Consider the following 16,407-nt stretch of genomic DNA (forward strand, 5'->3'; position numbering starts at 1 on the left):
GAATCGATCAACCGCTCAGGCAATAAACCTGTTTCTCCTCAGCCAACAGTCTTAGACTTTTACGCAGCCACGCAGCCACGCAGCCACGCAGCCACGCAGCCACGCAGCCACGCAGCAACACATCTCACTCTCTTTCTGCTTTTTCTCCTGCATAACCGGGCCGGACACTGGCACGTCGATAACCTTTGCTGGCACAGGGCCGACGCTGCACGCTGGTTTGACATGTTTCGCACTGTTGCGGTGCAGCTCACCCTGTGTCGCCGCCTGAATGCGGCGGTGCTCCCCGACTTACCTCTTTGGAGGTACAGAGAAACGCTGTTTATTCTGATGCTTAGCAATTATTTCCCGACATGTTTCGCGATCTGAATAAACCTGGTCTGCATATTGCAATTCATCTGTATACAGGCTGGTTGATACGGATCAGCCAGAAACCTTGACGTAGCAACGGAGGCAAGATGAATTTAAGACGGCTGAAATACTTTGTGAAAATCGTCGATATCGGTAGCCTGACGCGGGCAGCAGAAGTGCTGCATATTGCCCAGCCTGCGTTAAGCCAGCAGGTTGCTACGCTTGAAGGTGAGCTGGAGCAGCAGCTTCTGAATCGCACCAAACGCGGCGTAACACCTACGGAAGCCGGAAAATTACTCTACAGCCATGCGCGCGTTATTCTGCGACAGTGTGAGCTGGCACAGTCAGCGGTGATGAATGCCGGTGAAGTGGTGAAAGGGCAGGTTTCCATTGGACTGGCTCCCGGAACGGCCGCCTCCTCGCTGACGATGCCATTGCTGCAAACGGTACGGGAACAGTATCCGGATATCATTGTTTACCTGCATGAAAACAGCAGCAGCGCCCTGAATGAAAACATTATTAGCGGGCAGCTGGACATGGCCGTGCTGTATGACCGTGCGCCGACGGCAGGGATCAACAGTCTACCGCTGCTCAAAGAAGATCTGTATCTGGTCGGCACCACTGCCTGTCCGGGTACCAATGTGGATCTGGCTGAAGTGGCACAGATGAGCCTGTTTTTGCCACGCGATTACAGTGCCGTGCGTCAGCGCGTTGATGAGGCATTTTCACTGCGCCGCCTGAGTGCGCGTATTATTGGTGAAATAGAGTCGCTTTCCACGCTGACCGCCGCGATATCCAGCGGGATGGGCGTCACCGTATTGCCGGAATCCGCCGCCCGGGCGCTGGTGGGTTCCACCCAGGCATGGATGGCGCGTATTACCAGCCCGACGATCAGCCTGCCGTTATCGCTCAACCTTTCACATCGGTTACCTTTATCGCCCCCGGCGCAGGCCGTTAAAAATATCCTGCTGTCGCTGCTGAACAAACCGCTGACGGAAAAACGGGAACTCACCCTGGTCAGCTAGAACGCCTGTCCTGAGCATCTTTCTCTGAAGCAGGGCGCGTAGATATCGCGCCGCTGCCCTTTCTGTGACTGTCCATCAGGATGCAGCTCAACGTCTCCCGCCCTGTTCTATATGCTTCAAATGCATAAATAAAACTTTTTTAGTATTTCCAGTTATCGAAAATCCTTTTTACCCTCTGTTTATCAGATTGTGTAAAGAGAGGTAAATAGTGTGAATTTCCAGCAACTTAAAATTATCCGCGAAGCGGCACGACGGGAGTTCAACCTTACAGAGGTCGCAAGCACGCTATTTACTTCGCAATCGGGCGTCAGTCGCCATATTCGCGATCTTGAAGATGAGCTTGGGGTTGAAATCTTTATCCGACGCGGCAAGCGGCTGCTTGGCATGACAGAGCCCGGGAAAGCGCTATTAACCATTGCGGAGCGCATTTTGGACGAAGCCGGTAAAGTCCGCCGTCTGGCAGACGTGTTTACCAATGAATCCAGCGGTATCCTTTCCATCGCCACCACGCATACGCAGGCGCGTTACAGTCTGCCGCCCGTCATCAAGGCGTTTCGCCAGCTTTATCCCAACGTCAGGCTTGAACTGAACCAGGGCTCACCGCAGGAAATTGTGAACATGCTGCTGGCAGGCGAGGTGGATGTCGGAATTGCCAGTGAGATGCTGGTGAATAACAGCAGCCTGGCGGCGTTTCCGTGGTTTAGCTGGCATCATGCCCTGCTGGTGCCGCACGATCACGAGCTGGTGCAGCAACAGCCGGTATCGCTCAATGCGCTCAGTCACCATCCGCTCATTACCTATCGCCAGGGGATCACCGGGCGTTCACGTGTGGACCGGGCCTTCCAGGGGGCAGGCTTAAAGCCGGACATCGTGCTCAGCGCACAGGATTCCGATGTGGTGAAAACCTATGTCAAACTTGGCCTTGGTGTCGGTATTCTGGCCGATCAGGCCTGTGAAACCGAACCGGGCGGTGAGCTGGTCAGGCTGGATGCCACGCATCTGTTTGAGGCTAATACCGTGTGGCTGGGGCTGAAACGGGGCCAACTGCAGCGCAACTATGTCTGGCAATTTCTGGAGCTGTGCAACGCCAACTTATCGCTTGAAGAGATTAAAGAGCAGGCACTGTCCTCCTCGGGTGACGATGAGCCGGTTATCGATTTTCAGATTTAGCGACCCTGAACATCCAGCGCCCTGGCGCAACGGCATAAAATTTTTTTTCTGCCGTAAATCCTCACAGCGAACGCTTTCTGGCCGGCAATAACAACATCCTGCGCTTCCCCCCTCCCGATAAAGTGGAAAGATCTGAACAAAGGGGGATGCGATGTCACGTATACAACTAAAAGATCACACGCTGTTGCGTCAGCAGGCGCTGTTTGCAGGTCAATGGCAGAACGGTTATCAGGGCGAAACGCTGCCGGTTATCGATCCGGCAACCGGTGAGACGCTGGCGACGGTTCCGGCACTGGGGCGGAAGGAAACCGAGGCGGCGATCGATCATGCGGAGTCGGTACGCCATGACTGGGCCAAAACACCCAATGCCACACGCGCCGCACTGCTGGAAAAGTGGTATCAGTTGATTGTCGATAACGCCGACGATCTTGCCATCATCATGACGGCCGAGCAGGGCAAACCGCTGGCGGAAGCCAGAGGCGAAGTCCTGTACGGCGCCAGTTTCGTTAAGTGGTTTGCCGAAGAGGCGCGTCGCATTTACGGCGATACCATTCCCGCGCCCACGTCCGACCGCAGAATCATCGTGTTAAAACAGCCGGTCGGCGTAGCGGCAGCCATTACGCCGTGGAATTTTCCCATTGCCATGATTACCCGCAAGGTGGCGCCTGCGCTGGCGGCAGGTTGTCCGATTATCGTTAAACCTTCTGACCTGACGCCGCTGTCTGCCCTGGCGCTGGCGGTACTGGCAGAGCGCGCCGGTTTTCCGTCCGGTGTTTTGCAGGTGGTTACCGGTATGCCGACGGAAATTGGCGCCGCCCTGACTGAAAGCCGCCTGGTGCGTAAAATTTCATTCACCGGCTCAACCCGTGTGGGTCAGTTACTGATGAAACAATGTGCCGACAGCGTAAAACGGTTGAGTCTGGAACTGGGCGGCAACGCGCCGCTAATCGTTTTCGATGACGCCGATATTGAGATCGCGGTGGCTGGCGTCATGACCAGCAAATTCCGTAACGCCGGGCAAACCTGTGTCTGCGCCAACCGAATTCTGGTACAGCGCAACATCTATGAACGCTTTTCCGCCCGCTTACTGGAAGCCGTGGCCACCCTCAAGGTGGGCGACGGATTTGCGGCCGGTAGCACCCTCGGGCCCCTGATCAATACCGCCGCGGTTGAAAAGGTCAATGCACATATCGACGATGCCTTACAGAAAGGGGCGATGCTGTTAACGGGCGGCATCAGCAGCGGAGCGGGAACCTGGGTTCAGCCTACCGTTCTGGGGCAGGTGACGAGTGAGATGCGCATTGCGCAGGAAGAGACCTTTGGCCCGGTGGCACCACTGTTTGTGTTTGACGATGAGGCGCAGGCATTGGCGATGGCGAACGACACGCCTTATGGCCTGGGCGCGTATTTCTTTACGGAGAATATTCGACGCGCCTGGCGGGTAGCGGAAGCGCTGGAATTTGGCATGGTAGGATTTAATACAGGCGTAATCTCTTTAGAAGTGGCGCCCTTTGGCGGCGTTAAATTATCGGGAATCGGTCGTGAAGGTTCACGTTACGGAATTGATGAATATCTGGAACAAAAAACATTCCATCTCGGCAGTTTGTAATTTAAGACGTAATACCTGAATTCAGGCGCCAGCATAATCGTTATGCTGGCGCTTTTTTTTGTGCGTCAGATCTGGTTTTTGCGCCTTTTCTCCTTTTTAGTGCAAGTTTCATGCGCAATGCACCAAAGCAAGGCGGGTTTTTTGTGAGGTAAATCATCTGTTTAACGCTTCGGCAATTCCGCAATAAATCCGTCATTAATACGGCAGAAAAATTTTTTTGCGTCGTTTTAAACGCATTTTTATTTTTTTAACGGCTGGCATACTTTCTGCATTACCTAATTACTTATTCAGAAAAGCATTGCCGAAATTTAACCAATCCAGAGTGTGATGGGTGTAACAAATAAGGATTCTTCCATGTTGAGTTTCGACCCGGAAAGCGTGCCACTCCCGTTAGGCCATTATATCGGCGGGAAACATGTGCAAACACAAGGCGAATCTTTTGCCGTTAAACGCCCCTCAGATGGTCGTGTTTTTGCCACCCTGCATGAAGCGCAGGCGGACGATGTTGATCGTGCCGTGATGACGGCGCATCAGGCACTAAAAACCAGCGGCTGGTCAGGTTGTTCCCCCCGTGAACGCGGTCGGGTTTTGCGCCGCTGGGCGGACTTAATCGAACAGGATCTGCTGCTGGCCCAGCTTGAAGCACTTGGCTCAACGCGTCCGATCGCCGACGTGGTACAGCATGAAATTCCCTTCACCGCCGAAGCCATTCGTTTCTATGCCGAATGTGCTGACAAATACAGCGGTGACCTGTTTCCCACGCGGGATAGCAGCCTGGGAATGCTGATTGCCGAACCCTATGGCGTGATCGGGGCGATTACGCCCTGGAATTTCCCCCTGTCGATGGCCTCGTGGAAATGCGGGCCGGCCCTGGCAGCAGGAAATGCGGTGGTGCTGAAACCCTCTGAACTCACCCCGCTTTCTACCGTACGCATGGCAGAGCTGGCGGTTCAGGCTGGTTTACCCGCTGGCATCCTGAATATCGTGCAGGGCAGCGGGGCGGTAACGGGCAGCGCGCTCGTCAGACATCCGCGCGTGCGCAAAGTGTCTTTCACCGGTTCCACCCTGACCGGCGCGCGCATCATGAGCGATGCCGCACAGTTTGGCATGAAGCCCGTTACGCTGGAACTGGGCGGTAAAAGCCCCCAACTGGTTTTCGATGATGCAGGGGATATTGAGGTGCTGGCGCAGCGTATTCTGCGCGGCTTCACCGCAAATGGCGGCCAGGCCTGCGTTGCGGGTACGCGCTTAATCGTGCAGCGCGGCATTGCCGATGCGCTGACGGAACGGCTGGCGGCGTTATGTCGTGAGGCCAGGCCAGGCGTTACATGGCAGGACACCTCGCGTTATGCACCGCTGATTGATGCGCGCCAGGGCAATAAAGTGCGTTCGGTCATTGAAGATGCCAAAGCGCAGGGCGCTGAGGTGCTGGTGGGCGGCGAACGCTTCGCGGACACCGATGAGGGCTGGTTCTGGCAACCCACGCTGTTAAGCCAGGTGAAGCAGGATAATCCGGCGGTACAGCAGGAAATTTTTGGTCCGGTACTGACCATTCAGACCTTCGACGATGAAGAGCAGGGGCTGGCGCTGGCAGCACATGATACGTACGGCCTGTGTGCCGGTGTGCATACGCTGAGCCTGCCACGGGCCATGCGGGCGATACGGGCGATTGACGCCGGTACCGTGTGGGTCAATCGCTATGGACGCTCCGGCGATTTCATCATTCCAACCGGCGGTTTTCTGGGCTCGGGTATTGGTAAAGATTTGGGACGCCAGGCGTTCCAGGCCTGCCAGCGCCAGAAAAGCGTACTTATCGATTTTTAAGCACCACACCTGACAATAACGAGGTTAATTCCATGGCACTGTTTAAACCCAAATTCATCACTTTTGATTGTTACGGCACGCTGATCTTTTTTGATATGGCAGGTGCAGCAAAGCGCTGTTTTGCGGAGCGGGTGGACGCGAATGCCATGGATGCCTTTGTCGCTGACTTTTCGGGCTATCGTCTGGATGAGGTGCTGGGTGCCTGGAAGCCTTATTACGACGTGGTCAGCAATGCGATTCAGCGCACCTGTAAAAAATGGGGCGTGAAATGGGAGCAGGCAGACAGTGATTTTATCTACACCGACTGCGCCACCTGGGGACCGCATCCGGATGTGCCCGCCGGATTAGCCAAAGTGGCGAAAGAATTCCCGCTGGTGCTGCTGACCAACTCGATGAACGACCTGATTCCGCATCACATTCCTCGTCTTGGCGCGCCTGTGCATATGGCGATTACGGCGGAAGAGGCCGGTGCCTATAAACCGCAGATGAAAGGCTTTGAATACATGCTGGAAAAACTGGACTGCCGTCCGGACGAAATTCTGCATGTGTCATCCAGTTTCCGTTATGACCTGATGACCGCGCACGACCTGGGCATTAAGCATAAGGTCTGGGTCAATCGCGGGCATGAACCGGCCAATCCCTATTATCAATACACCGAAATTAAAGATATTGGCGGCCTGCCTGGCGTCGTCGGTCTTTGAGGACACCGTCATGAAACTGGAATCGTACTGGCAAGCCACCGCCCCGTCGTTCAGCGCCGCCGCTAAAGCCCCCTTACCTGCACAGGCCGATGTGGTCGTGATTGGGGCGGGTTTTACCGGTGTGTCCGCAGCGCTGACGCTGGCGCGTAGCGGAATTAATGTGGTGGTGCTGGACAGCGGAGAGGTGATGAGTCAGGCCTCGTCACGCAACGGCGGCCATTGCAACACCGGCGTGGCGCAAAACTTTGCCTCGCTGGTTGGCAGCCACGGACTTGACCAGGCCAGTCGCTTCTACAAGGCATTTGACGATGCGGTGACCTATGTTGAGCAGTTAATTAAACAAGAGCAGATCGACTGCGATTTTCGTCTGTGCGGCAAGCTCAAACTGGCCAGCAAGGCATCCCACTTCTCCGGCCTGCAGGACGCCTGGACACTGATGCGCCGCACCGTGGATCCCGATATCCAGTTACTGAGCAAAGATGAGGTTCAGCGTGAAATTGGCGGTGGCGACTTTCATGGTGGACTCTTGCAACAGCATGGCGGCCAGATGCACATGGGCAAGTTTGGTGTGGGCCTGGCCGAAGCTGCGGTGCGCAGTGGCGCAAAAATCTATACCCATCATCACGTCACTCAGCTGATACGGCTCGACGGCTATCGTCACCGGGTGGTCACCAGCCAAGGCGAAATCCTGGCCGACAAAGTGCTGATGGCAACCGGCTGCTCCAGCGAAGGCCCGTTCCCGTGGTTTCAGCGTCGTATTGTGCCGGTGGGCAGTTTTATTGTCGTCACTGAGCCACTGGATAACGCGCTGCTTCATGCGCTACTGCCCGAAAACCGCAACTACGTGACCTCGATGAACATCGGTAACTACTTCCGTACCACGGCGGATAGCCGTCTGGTGTTTGGCGGCAGGGCGCGCTTCGCCATCAGCAATCCGACGTCGGATTCACGCAGCGGCGACATCCTGCATGCGGCAATGGCGAAAATGTTCCCCCAACTGGCTAACACGAAGATCGACTACTGCTGGGGCGGCATGGTGGATATGAGTGCCGATCGTCTGCCACATGCCGGTGAACAGGACGGGGTGTTTTATTCGCTGGGTTACAGCGGGCATGGCACCCAGATGTCGGTATGGATGGGCCGGGTGATGGCCGATCTGATAAGTGAGAAATCTCGCGATAACCCCTGGCAGCGCGAGGCATGGCCTGCACTGCCGGGCTATCACGGAAAACCGTGGTTTTTGCCGCTCGCCGGCCTCTACTACAAAGCAAAGGATCGCCTTTCATAAATTCACACTGTTTTTCAGGCCGCTCTGGGCGCGCAGTGAATGACGACTCGCCAGCCCGGCAGCGGAACGGCCAGCCAGCATGCGCCGTCTGAATGACGCAGGGGATGTTTCCATGTTCTCTCGAACACGTAATGAGGGTGTACAGATGAGTAAAATTGATAATAAAGAATCTGACGTAACCAATCCTGCTCTGACGCGGATGATCACGGAGGGCACGCTGTCCCGTCGCAGTTTAATGAAGCTGCTTTCCGCCGGTGCGGTGATGAGCACCGGACTGATCGGCTTTCCCGGCATGGCGCTGGCAGAAAGCAAACCGGTTCAGGGCGGAAAAATACGTGTCGGCATGTCTAACGCGTCTGCGACTGATACGCTTGATCCGGCAAAAGGCAGCAACAGTGCCGACTACACGCGCCAGTTTATGTTTTACAGCTGTCTGACAGAGGTCGACAAGTCAATGTCGGTTAAGCCCGGCCTGGCAGAGTCGGTGGATTCTGACGACGGTATCACCTGGAGCATCAAACTGCGCAAAGGCGTCACGTTCCACGACGGTAAGCCCTTTACCGCGAAAGACGTGATTTTCTCGCTTAACCGCCATAAAGATCCCGCCGTGGCCTCAAGTGCATTCAAGCTTGCCGAACAGTTCAAGACCCTTACAGCTGTCAACGACAATGAAGTTCAGCTTGTTCTCGTGGCACCTAACTTTGACCTTCCTTACATGCTGACGACATCTCCCTTCCTGATCGTTCAGGATGGCACCAAAGATTTCAGCAAAGGGATCGGCACCGGCCCCTTCGTGTGCAAAAGCTTTACGCCCGGGGTCAATACCGTGGGCACCAAAAACCCCAACTACTTTAAACCGGGGCTACCGCATCTGGATGAAGTGGAACTGCTGGGTGTGACCGATCAGGCCGCCCGCGTCAACGCGCTGCTGTCGGGCGATATCCAGGTGGCCTCGGGCCTGAAAGCGCCGGACAGTATGCGCATCAGCCGTACGCCGGACCATGCGGTGCTTGAAACCAAAGGTGGCATGTACACCAACCTGATTATCCGCACCGATATCAAACCCGGCAGCAACCCGGATTTCGTGCTGGCGATGAAATATCTGCAGCCCAGAGAAATCATCGTTAAAACCGTGCTGCAGGGCTTTGGCGACGTGAGTAATGACACGCCGGTTCCACCCTGGCATCCGCTGTTTAACGCCGATCTTAAACCGCGTCCGCTCGATCCCGAAAAAGCCAAATTTTATATCAACAAAGCGGGCATGACCGGGCAGACCATTGAGATTGTGACCTCTCCGCCGCTGGAAGGCGCAACGGAAGGGGCACAGCTGATTCAGCAGGTAGGACGCAATGCAGGCCTGAACGTCAACGTGCGCCGCGTGCCTTATGAAGGCTACTGGGGCACCCACTGGATGAAAGATCCGGTGGGCTACGGCTCGATCAACCCGCGCCCAACGCTCGATATGCTGTTCTCACAGTTCTACCTGTCAAGCTCATCCACCAACGAGAGCGGCTGGAAAAACCCTCAGTTCGATCAGTTGGTGATTGCGGCACGTGGCGAACGTGATAAAGCCAAACGCAAGCAGATGTACGGCGATATGCAAACCCTGATCTATGACCACTGCGGTACGCTCATCCCGGCATTTATCAGTTCCATGGACGGTTACAGCAAGAAGGTTAACGGACTTGAAGCCTGGCCATCGGGCATGCTGATGGGCTATCGCTTCCATGAGTTCGCCTGGCTTTCAGCCTGATAATCGTCTGAAGAAGGAGTTCGCCGATGAACCGATACATGATGTTCCTGATTGCCCGGCGCATTGGCGCTGGCATCCTGACCTTGCTTATCGTCTCGGCGGTGGTGTTTTTTATCACCAGCCTGCTGCCGGGCGATGCGGCGCAAATGATCCTGGGGCAAAACGCCACGCCGGAAACCGTGGCGGCCCTGCGCCAGCAGTTGGGCTTAGATCAGCCCCTGCTGGTGCGCTATTTCACCTGGCTTGGCGGTATGCTGACAGGGAATTTTGGCACCTCATTTGCCAGTCATCTGCCGGTAGCACAGCTGGTGGCGCAGCGCTTGCCTGCCACCTTTGAACTGGCTGCCACCACCACGGCAATTTGTGTCCCGCTGGCGCTGATTATTGGCATCGCGGCGGCCATGAATCGTGGCTCAAAACTCGATCGTGCCCTGGTGATTGGCACCATGGCAACGGTTGCGGTACCGGAGTTTCTGGTTGCAACCGTCGCGGTCCTGATTTTTGCGGTGAAGCTGCACTGGGTTTCGGCCATGTCGCTGGGCAGCCCCAATATGGACTTCGCCAGCTACCTTAAAGCCTATGCGCTGCCGGTGATGACGTTATGCTGCGGCCTGGTGGCACAAATGGCGCGCATGACCCGCGCGGCCATTATTAACCAGCTCGACAGCCCTTATCTGGAAATGGCCTTGCTGAAAGGCGTTTCCCCGATGCGGGCGGTGCTCCGTCATGCCTTACCGAATGCCGTTGGCCCTATCGCTAACGCTATTTCCCTCAGTCTTTCTTACCTGTTTGGTGGGGTCATCATTATCGAAACCATCTTCAGCTATCCCGGCCTGGCCAGTCAGATGGTCGATGCGGTCAGCAACCGCGATCTGCCGGTAGTTCAACTCTGTGTGATGCTGTTTGCCAGCTGCTATCTGCTTCTGCTGCTGGCGGCCGATATCCTGACTATCGCCTTTAACCCGAAATGGAGGAGCTGATGAAAATATTGCTTCCCTGGCGCATTTTTCAGTCACTGTCTTTATCGGGCCAGTTAGGCCTGGTGGTGACCTTGTTCTGGCTGATTATCGCGCTCTTCGGTACCTGGTGGGCGCCCCATAATCTCGACGACATTGGTGCGGGCCCGTTAATGGGGGGATTTACGCATGAAAACCTGCTGGGTACGGATTACCTGGGGCGGGATATCCTCAGCCGCATTATGTACGGGGCGAAATTTTCCCTTGGCCTGGCGCTGGGCGCTGCGGTGCTGGCCAGCCTGATTGGCACCCTGCTGGCGCTGTTAGCGGCGGTGACCGGGCGCTGGCTGGAAGAGCTGCTGGGCCGTATCAACGACGCCATGCTGGTGTTACCGGGGAAAATCCTGGCGCTGATGATCGTGGCAGTGTTCGGATCTTCATTGCCGATGCTGCTGATTACCGCGGTATTCACCTACTGGCCTGGCGCATTTCGTATCGCCTTTGCCCTGGCCAGCAACTTGCGCAATATGGACTATGTCCGCGCCTCCCGCCTGCGGGGAGAAAGCCGCTGGTACATCGCCATCCACGATATTCTGCCCAATATGGTGCACCCGGTCCTGGCCGATTTTGGCCTGCGTTTTGTGTATATCGTTTTACTGCTGAGCGGGCTGAGCTTCCTTGGCTTGGGCGTTCAGCCACCTTATGCCGACTGGGGAACATTAGTGCGTGAAAATATTCAGGGGCTGTTTGATGGTTCACCCGCCGTGTTGATGCCCGCGGTGGCCATTGCCAGCCTGACCATCGCCGTTAACCTGTTTATTGACAGCTTGCAAAGCATGCGTCCGTTGACGCTGGCAAAGGAGGGGGCATGAACGTGACGCAACATACGGCAATGCCTGTAATATCTGTCGATAACCTGCGCGTAACGGCGCATAACGACAACGGGGATGAGCTGGATATCGTGTCCGATATTCGCTTCACGGTGCAAAAGGGCGAAGTGCTGGCGCTGATTGGCGAATCCGGCTCGGGTAAAACCACCATTGCGATGGCGCTCATGGGCTATGCACGCCACGGCTGTAAAATAGCCGAGGGCAATATTCATGTTGCGGGGACCAACATCATGAATCTTACCCCCGCACAGTTGCGTGTTTTTCGCGGCAACAAAGTCGCCTACATTGCCCAGAGTGCGGCTGCCTCTTTTAACCCCGGCATGAAAATTATCGATCAGGTCATTGAACCGGTCGTGATTCACGGCACCATGACGCGCAAGGCGGCGAAGGCCAAAGCGCTGGCGTTGTTTCGTGAGCTGGCGTTACCCAACCCGGATACGATTGGCGATCGCTTCCCCCATCAGGTCTCGGGCGGGCAGTTACAGCGTTTGATGACGGCGATGGCGCTGATCAGCGATCCGGACGTGGTGATTCTGGATGAACCCACGACGGCGCTGGATGTCACCACCCAGGTTGAAGTGTTGAAAGCCTTTCGTCGGGTGGTCAAACAGCGCGGCGTAACGGCAATTTATGTCAGTCATGACTTGGCCGTGGTGGCACAAATGGCCGATCGCATCCTTGTTCTGCTGCAAGGTAAAATCGCTGAGTACGGCACCACTGCGCACCTGATTGGCGCGCCGCAAGCGGACTATACGCGCCTGTTGATGGATGCGGCTCAGCAGAAAGAGCGCCCCAGCCACTGGTGCCCGGCGAAAGCCGGTGAACTGCCGCTACTGGAAGTGCGCGATCTGTCTGCCGGTTACGGCCCGAAAGGCAGCGATGGCTTACCCAAAGTGCGCATCCTGGAAAACATCAATCTGACGCTCTGGAAAGGTCAGGCCATCGGCATTATTGGTGAATCCGGCTCGGGCAAAACCACCCTGGCTCACGCTATCGCTGGCCTCAATCCGGCCTGCCAGGGGCAAATCTTGTTTAATGGCTACACGGTGGCCGATCAGATGCAAAAGCGCACGGATAACGAGCTGCGCCGTATTCAGTATGTTTTCCAGATGGCGGATACGGCGCTCAATCCGGCGCACAGTGTGGAGCGGATTCTGTCACGTCCTCTGACGCTGTTTCATGGTCTGAGCGGCATCGCCCGGCAGAACCGGCTGTATCAACTTCTGGATCTGGTGAAGTTGCCGCGCACGGTACTCTCGCGCCGTCCCTGGTCGTTGTCCGGTGGGCAAAAGCAGCGTGTGAATCTGGCACGTGCCCTGGCGGCAGAACCGGATGTCATTCTCTGTGATGAGGTGACCTCGGCGCTCGATACCGTAGTGGCCTCGGCGGTGCTGGATCTGATCAGTGAACTGCGCCGTGAGCTGGGATTGTCGGTAATGTTTATCAGCCACGATATGCACGCCGTGCGTGCCGTGTGTGACGAGATCGTTGTGATGCGCAATGGCGCTATCGTGACCCAGCTGGCACGCGGTAACTACGATCAACCGACCAGTGAGCTCTATTTCGAACGCCTGAAACGTGCGGTTCCTGAGCTACGTCAGGGCTGGCTGGACGAGCATGAAGAGATTCTGAAAGCCGAATAACCGGCACCGCCATTTTGGCAAGCAAAACTCATTTTGGGGCAGCTGAACCAGGGTCATTCTGCCCCAATACACGACGAGGTTGTGACGTCATGCCTGCACCGATTCGTTATGTACAGGACAGCCCGGACTTCCCGGATGCCGCTGATGTGGTGGTGATTGGTGCCGGTATCGCCGGTGCCGCTGCCACCTGGTATCTGGCAAAGCAGGGCCTGAAGGTGGTGCTGATTGAGAAGGGCCTGGTCGGGGCTGAACAATCCAGTCGCAACTGGGGCTGGTGCCGTCAGCAGAATCGCGATGAACGTGAACTGCCGCTGGTGATTGAAGCCTTACGAGGCTGGGAAGAACTCAGTGTGGAAACCGGTGAAGAGCTGGGTTTTCGCCGCAGCGGACTGGTTTACGCCACCCGCAATGAAGCGGACATCGCCGCCTGGGATACATGGGGCCAGATGGCCAAACAGTATGGCGTACGCAGCGACATATTAAATGCGCAGCAGGCGAAAGCCCTGACGCCGGGCAGCACTACAAACTGGCTGGGCGGCGTTTCGGCCCCCACCGACGGTGCAGCAGAGCCCAGACTGGCCGCACCGGGTATAGTGATTGGCGCACAGAAAAAAGGGGCGCTGGTGTTTCAGCAATGTGCGGTGCGCGGGCTGGATATTTCAGCAGGACGCGTCAGCGGCGTGATAACCGAACGGGGAGTCGTCAAAGCCCCCCGCGTGATCTGCGCAGCGGGTGCATGGACCTCGATGTTTTGCCGTCGGCACGGCGTCGATCTGCCGCTGGGGAATGTGATTGGCACCGCCTTTCGGACTCAGCCCATCGAGCAGGCCATTGCCGTTCCTTTTTATACCGAAAGCTTCGCCTGTCGGCCGCAGCTGGATGGCAGCTATACCGTTTCCGTATCGGGCCGTGGACGGCTGGAGCCCGGTGCTCAGGGCTTGCGATATCTGCGTCAGTTTTATCCCACGTTCAAAAGTCGTCGTAAAAATCTTACCCTGAATCTGGGGGTGAAGCCGTTCTTTCACGGCCCTGAGGCGATGGGGCGCTGGGATCTGGATGCCGTTTCGCCTTTCGAGCGGATGCGTATTCTGGATCCGGCTGCCGATGCCTGGGTCGTGGAAAGCGGACTGGCCGCCATGCGCCGCGAATTTCCTGCCCTGGCGAATCTCAAAGTCGCCCAGGCCTGGGGGGGAATGATTGACAGTACGCCGGATGCCATTCCGGTTATTTCAACGGTGGCAAAACTGCCTGGCCTGGTGCTGTCGGCGGGGTTCAGCGCACACGGTTTTGGTATTGGCCCCGGCGCGGGCCGCCTCGCCGCTGAACTGGCGACGGACGCGACGCCGGTGGTGGATCCCACCCCTTATCGTTACAGCCGTTTTATTGACGGCAGCGGACTTGATGCACCTGGCATGATGTAAGGAAAGCAAAATGACATTTGATATTCGTAGCATGACGACCGAAGACATTCCGCAGGTTTATGCGATGAGCCAGGCGCTAAACTGGCCGCACCGCCATGAAGACTGGGCGATCGGCATTGAGCTTGGCGAAGGCGTGGTGATTGAAGATCAGGGTGAAGTGATTGGCAGCGCGATTCTCTGGCGCTGGGGCGACAAAGCCGCCACCATCGGTCTGGTCATTGTCGCAAACTCACATCAGGGGCGCGGGCTGGGCAAGCAACTGATGCTGGCCTTGTTAGAGAAAGTTCCCGGCTACAATGTGCGTCTGCACGCCACCGAGATGGGGAAAGGCCTGTATGAAAAGCTCGGCTTCGTTGCCTGCGGTAAGATCCTTCAGTACCAGACGCCATCCCTGACGACGCTGCCCAGGGTCGCGATCCCGGCTGGGTTGACGTTGCGCAGCGCCACCCTTGACGACCGGGATGCGCTGGTAAACATGGACCAGGCCGCCCACGGGCTTTTCCGCCCGGCGCTGGTGGCGCATCTGATTACCGACAATCAGACCGTGATATTGCAGGATGATGAGCAACGCCTTAAGGGCTTTGCCAGCCTGCGCCGTTTTGGCCGTGGCTGGGTCATTGGTCCCGTTATTGCAGAAGATTTTCCGGTTGCGCAGGCGCTGACGGCTGCGCTGATGCAGGGCATGAAGGGCGAGTATTTGCGCATGGATACGGATGCGGCTTTACCGCTGGCTCCCTGGCTGGAGAGCCTGGGCCTCACGAATGTTGATGCGCCCGTCACGATGGTGCGCGGTGAGGTCTGGGTAGCGCAAGGGATGCAGGCGTTTGGTCTGACCACGCAGGCCATGGCCTGATGCACGTTGTCTATAAATCTGAACCCCAGCGCGGCCTCTACTGGCAGCGTTGGCTGGCTGAACACGCGCCCGATATCCACTTACATCTCTGGCCGGAAACCGGTGATGCGGCTCAGGTTGATGCCCTGGTCGCCTGGTTGCCGCCGGATGACCTTATGGCCTGTTTTCCCAATCTGAAAGTCCTGTTTTCTGTGGGCGCAGGGGCTGAGCAGTTTGATCTGTCCACGCTGCCTGGCCACATCCCGCTGGTCAGAACGATTGAACCTGGCCTGACGCAGGGAATGGTGGAATACGTCACCTTTGCGGTGCTGGGGCTGCATCGCGACATGCCACGCTATTTCCAGCAGCAACGCCACCAGCAGTGGCAGGCGCATCTGGCGATGCCCGCCAGTCAGCGTCGCATCGGCATTATGGGCCTGGGCGAACTGGGCCGCGCGGCGCTGGCGCAGCTTCAGTCGATGGGATTTGACTGCGGCGGCTGGAGCCGTACGCCGCACCATATTGCGGGCGTGCCGTGCTGGCATGGTGACGATCAGCTGTCCGACTTTCTGGCGCGCAGCGATATTCTGGTGTGCCTGCTGCCGCTAACGTCCAGCACCCAGGGACGCCTGAATGCCGGGCTGTTCGGCCAGTTGCCTGCGGGAGCCGCACTGGTTCAGGTGGGACGCGGCCCTCAGCTAAATCATCAGGACCTGTTGGATGCGCTCGACAGCGGCCAGTTACGGGCTGCGGTGATCGATGTCACCGATCCCGAACCTTTGCCTGCCGGTCACGCATTTTGGACGCACCCGGCTGTGTGGTTGACGCCGCACATCGCCAGCCAGACGCAGAATGACAGCGCGATTAAGGCGCTTCTGGCTAACCTGCGTCGCTTTCAGCGTGGCGAGCCGCTGGTCGGCGTCGTTGATCGTTCACGAGGATATTGA

Annotated in this window: 13 protein-coding genes; all 13 read left to right on the plus strand. The window is 56.9% G+C overall.

All coding sequences use genetic code 11. The features are described 5' to 3' along the window. Positions 1–455 precede the first annotated feature (455 nt). The 13 genes from nac to P9J57_RS08045 all read left to right on the plus strand — a co-directional run bounded on the left by nac (position 456) and on the right by P9J57_RS08045 (position 16,407). Positions 456–1,373, plus strand: a complete 918-nt coding sequence (gene nac, locus P9J57_RS07985; protein WP_013026297.1) for a nitrogen assimilation transcriptional regulator NAC — start codon at positions 456–458, stop codon at positions 1,371–1,373. Positions 1,374–1,583: 210 nt separating this feature from the next. Beyond that, a complete protein-coding gene (cbl, locus tag P9J57_RS07990) occupies positions 1,584–2,543 on the plus strand; it encodes an HTH-type transcriptional regulator Cbl (protein WP_019106488.1) in 960 nt (319 codons plus the stop codon). Positions 2,544–2,694: 151 nt separating this feature from the next. Continuing rightward, on the plus strand, positions 2,695–4,152 hold the full coding sequence (locus tag P9J57_RS07995; protein WP_273756914.1) for an NAD-dependent succinate-semialdehyde dehydrogenase: 1,458 nt from the start codon (positions 2,695–2,697) through the stop codon (positions 4,150–4,152). Positions 4,153–4,506: 354 nt separating this feature from the next. Next, positions 4,507–5,976, plus strand: a complete 1,470-nt coding sequence (locus P9J57_RS08000; protein ID WP_014605498.1) for an aldehyde dehydrogenase family protein — start codon at positions 4,507–4,509, stop codon at positions 5,974–5,976. A gap of 32 nt (positions 5,977–6,008) precedes the next feature. Beyond that, entirely contained in the window at positions 6,009–6,677 is a 669-nt protein-coding gene (locus P9J57_RS08005) for a haloacid dehalogenase type II (protein ID WP_013026293.1), read from the plus strand. Between the two features lie 10 nt (positions 6,678–6,687). Continuing rightward, on the plus strand, positions 6,688–7,965 hold the full coding sequence (locus P9J57_RS08010; protein WP_029568959.1) for an NAD(P)/FAD-dependent oxidoreductase: 1,278 nt from the start codon (positions 6,688–6,690) through the stop codon (positions 7,963–7,965). Positions 7,966–8,110: 145 nt separating this feature from the next. Further along, complete coding sequence (locus P9J57_RS08015; protein WP_014605500.1) at positions 8,111–9,718, plus strand: ABC transporter substrate-binding protein; 1,608 nt, start codon at positions 8,111–8,113, stop codon at positions 9,716–9,718. Positions 9,719–9,744: 26 nt separating this feature from the next. Then, the gene (locus tag P9J57_RS08020; RefSeq protein WP_014594019.1) at positions 9,745–10,698 is read left to right on the plus strand and encodes an ABC transporter permease; all 954 of its coding nucleotides are present in this window, start codon (positions 9,745–9,747) and stop codon (positions 10,696–10,698) included. Further along, positions 10,698–11,546, plus strand: coding sequence for an ABC transporter permease (locus P9J57_RS08025; protein ID WP_483279453.1), 849 nt, complete (start codon positions 10,698–10,700; stop codon positions 11,544–11,546). The genes P9J57_RS08020 and P9J57_RS08025 overlap by 1 nt, the downstream gene beginning before the upstream one ends. After that, positions 11,543–13,207 carry an ABC transporter ATP-binding protein gene (locus P9J57_RS08030; RefSeq protein ID WP_013026288.1) on the plus strand — a complete coding sequence of 555 codons (1,665 nt, stop codon included), beginning with the start codon at positions 11,543–11,545 and terminating at the stop codon, positions 13,205–13,207. The genes P9J57_RS08025 and P9J57_RS08030 overlap by 4 nt, the downstream gene beginning before the upstream one ends. An 89-nt stretch (positions 13,208–13,296) precedes the next feature. After that, positions 13,297–14,628, plus strand: coding sequence for an NAD(P)/FAD-dependent oxidoreductase (locus P9J57_RS08035; protein ID WP_015699996.1), 1,332 nt, complete (start codon positions 13,297–13,299; stop codon positions 14,626–14,628). A gap of 10 nt (positions 14,629–14,638) precedes the next feature. Next, complete coding sequence (locus P9J57_RS08040; protein ID WP_015699997.1) at positions 14,639–15,481, plus strand: GNAT family N-acetyltransferase; 843 nt, start codon at positions 14,639–14,641, stop codon at positions 15,479–15,481. Continuing rightward, complete coding sequence (locus P9J57_RS08045) at positions 15,481–16,407, plus strand: 2-hydroxyacid dehydrogenase (RefSeq protein WP_014594016.1); 927 nt, start codon at positions 15,481–15,483, stop codon at positions 16,405–16,407. The genes P9J57_RS08040 and P9J57_RS08045 overlap by 1 nt, the downstream gene beginning before the upstream one ends.

The organism is Pantoea sp. nfd-35 (assembly GCF_056892255.1).

What these genes read in the sequence shown, in the direction of transcription:
- P9J57_RS08035 (WP_015699996.1), top strand. Translation starts at nt 13,297, where the DNA reads ATGCCTGCACCGATTCGTTATGTACAGGACAGCCCGGACTTCCCGGAT.
- P9J57_RS08005 (WP_013026293.1), top strand. Translation starts at nt 6,009, where the DNA reads ATGGCACTGTTTAAACCCAAATTCATCACTTTTGATTGTTACGGCACG.
- P9J57_RS08025 (WP_483279453.1), top strand. Translation starts at nt 10,698, where the DNA reads ATGAAAATATTGCTTCCCTGGCGCATTTTTCAGTCACTGTCTTTATCG.
- nac (WP_013026297.1), top strand. Translation starts at nt 456, where the DNA reads ATGAATTTAAGACGGCTGAAATACTTTGTGAAAATCGTCGATATCGGT.
- P9J57_RS08030 (WP_013026288.1), top strand. Translation starts at nt 11,543, where the DNA reads ATGAACGTGACGCAACATACGGCAATGCCTGTAATATCTGTCGATAAC.
- P9J57_RS08020 (WP_014594019.1), top strand. Translation starts at nt 9,745, where the DNA reads ATGAACCGATACATGATGTTCCTGATTGCCCGGCGCATTGGCGCTGGC.
- P9J57_RS08015 (WP_014605500.1), top strand. Translation starts at nt 8,111, where the DNA reads ATGAGTAAAATTGATAATAAAGAATCTGACGTAACCAATCCTGCTCTG.
- P9J57_RS07995 (WP_273756914.1), top strand. Translation starts at nt 2,695, where the DNA reads ATGTCACGTATACAACTAAAAGATCACACGCTGTTGCGTCAGCAGGCG.
- P9J57_RS08040 (WP_015699997.1), top strand. Translation starts at nt 14,639, where the DNA reads ATGACATTTGATATTCGTAGCATGACGACCGAAGACATTCCGCAGGTT.
- P9J57_RS08045 (WP_014594016.1), top strand. Translation starts at nt 15,481, where the DNA reads ATGCACGTTGTCTATAAATCTGAACCCCAGCGCGGCCTCTACTGGCAG.
- P9J57_RS08010 (WP_029568959.1), top strand. Translation starts at nt 6,688, where the DNA reads ATGAAACTGGAATCGTACTGGCAAGCCACCGCCCCGTCGTTCAGCGCC.
- P9J57_RS08000 (WP_014605498.1), top strand. Translation starts at nt 4,507, where the DNA reads ATGTTGAGTTTCGACCCGGAAAGCGTGCCACTCCCGTTAGGCCATTAT.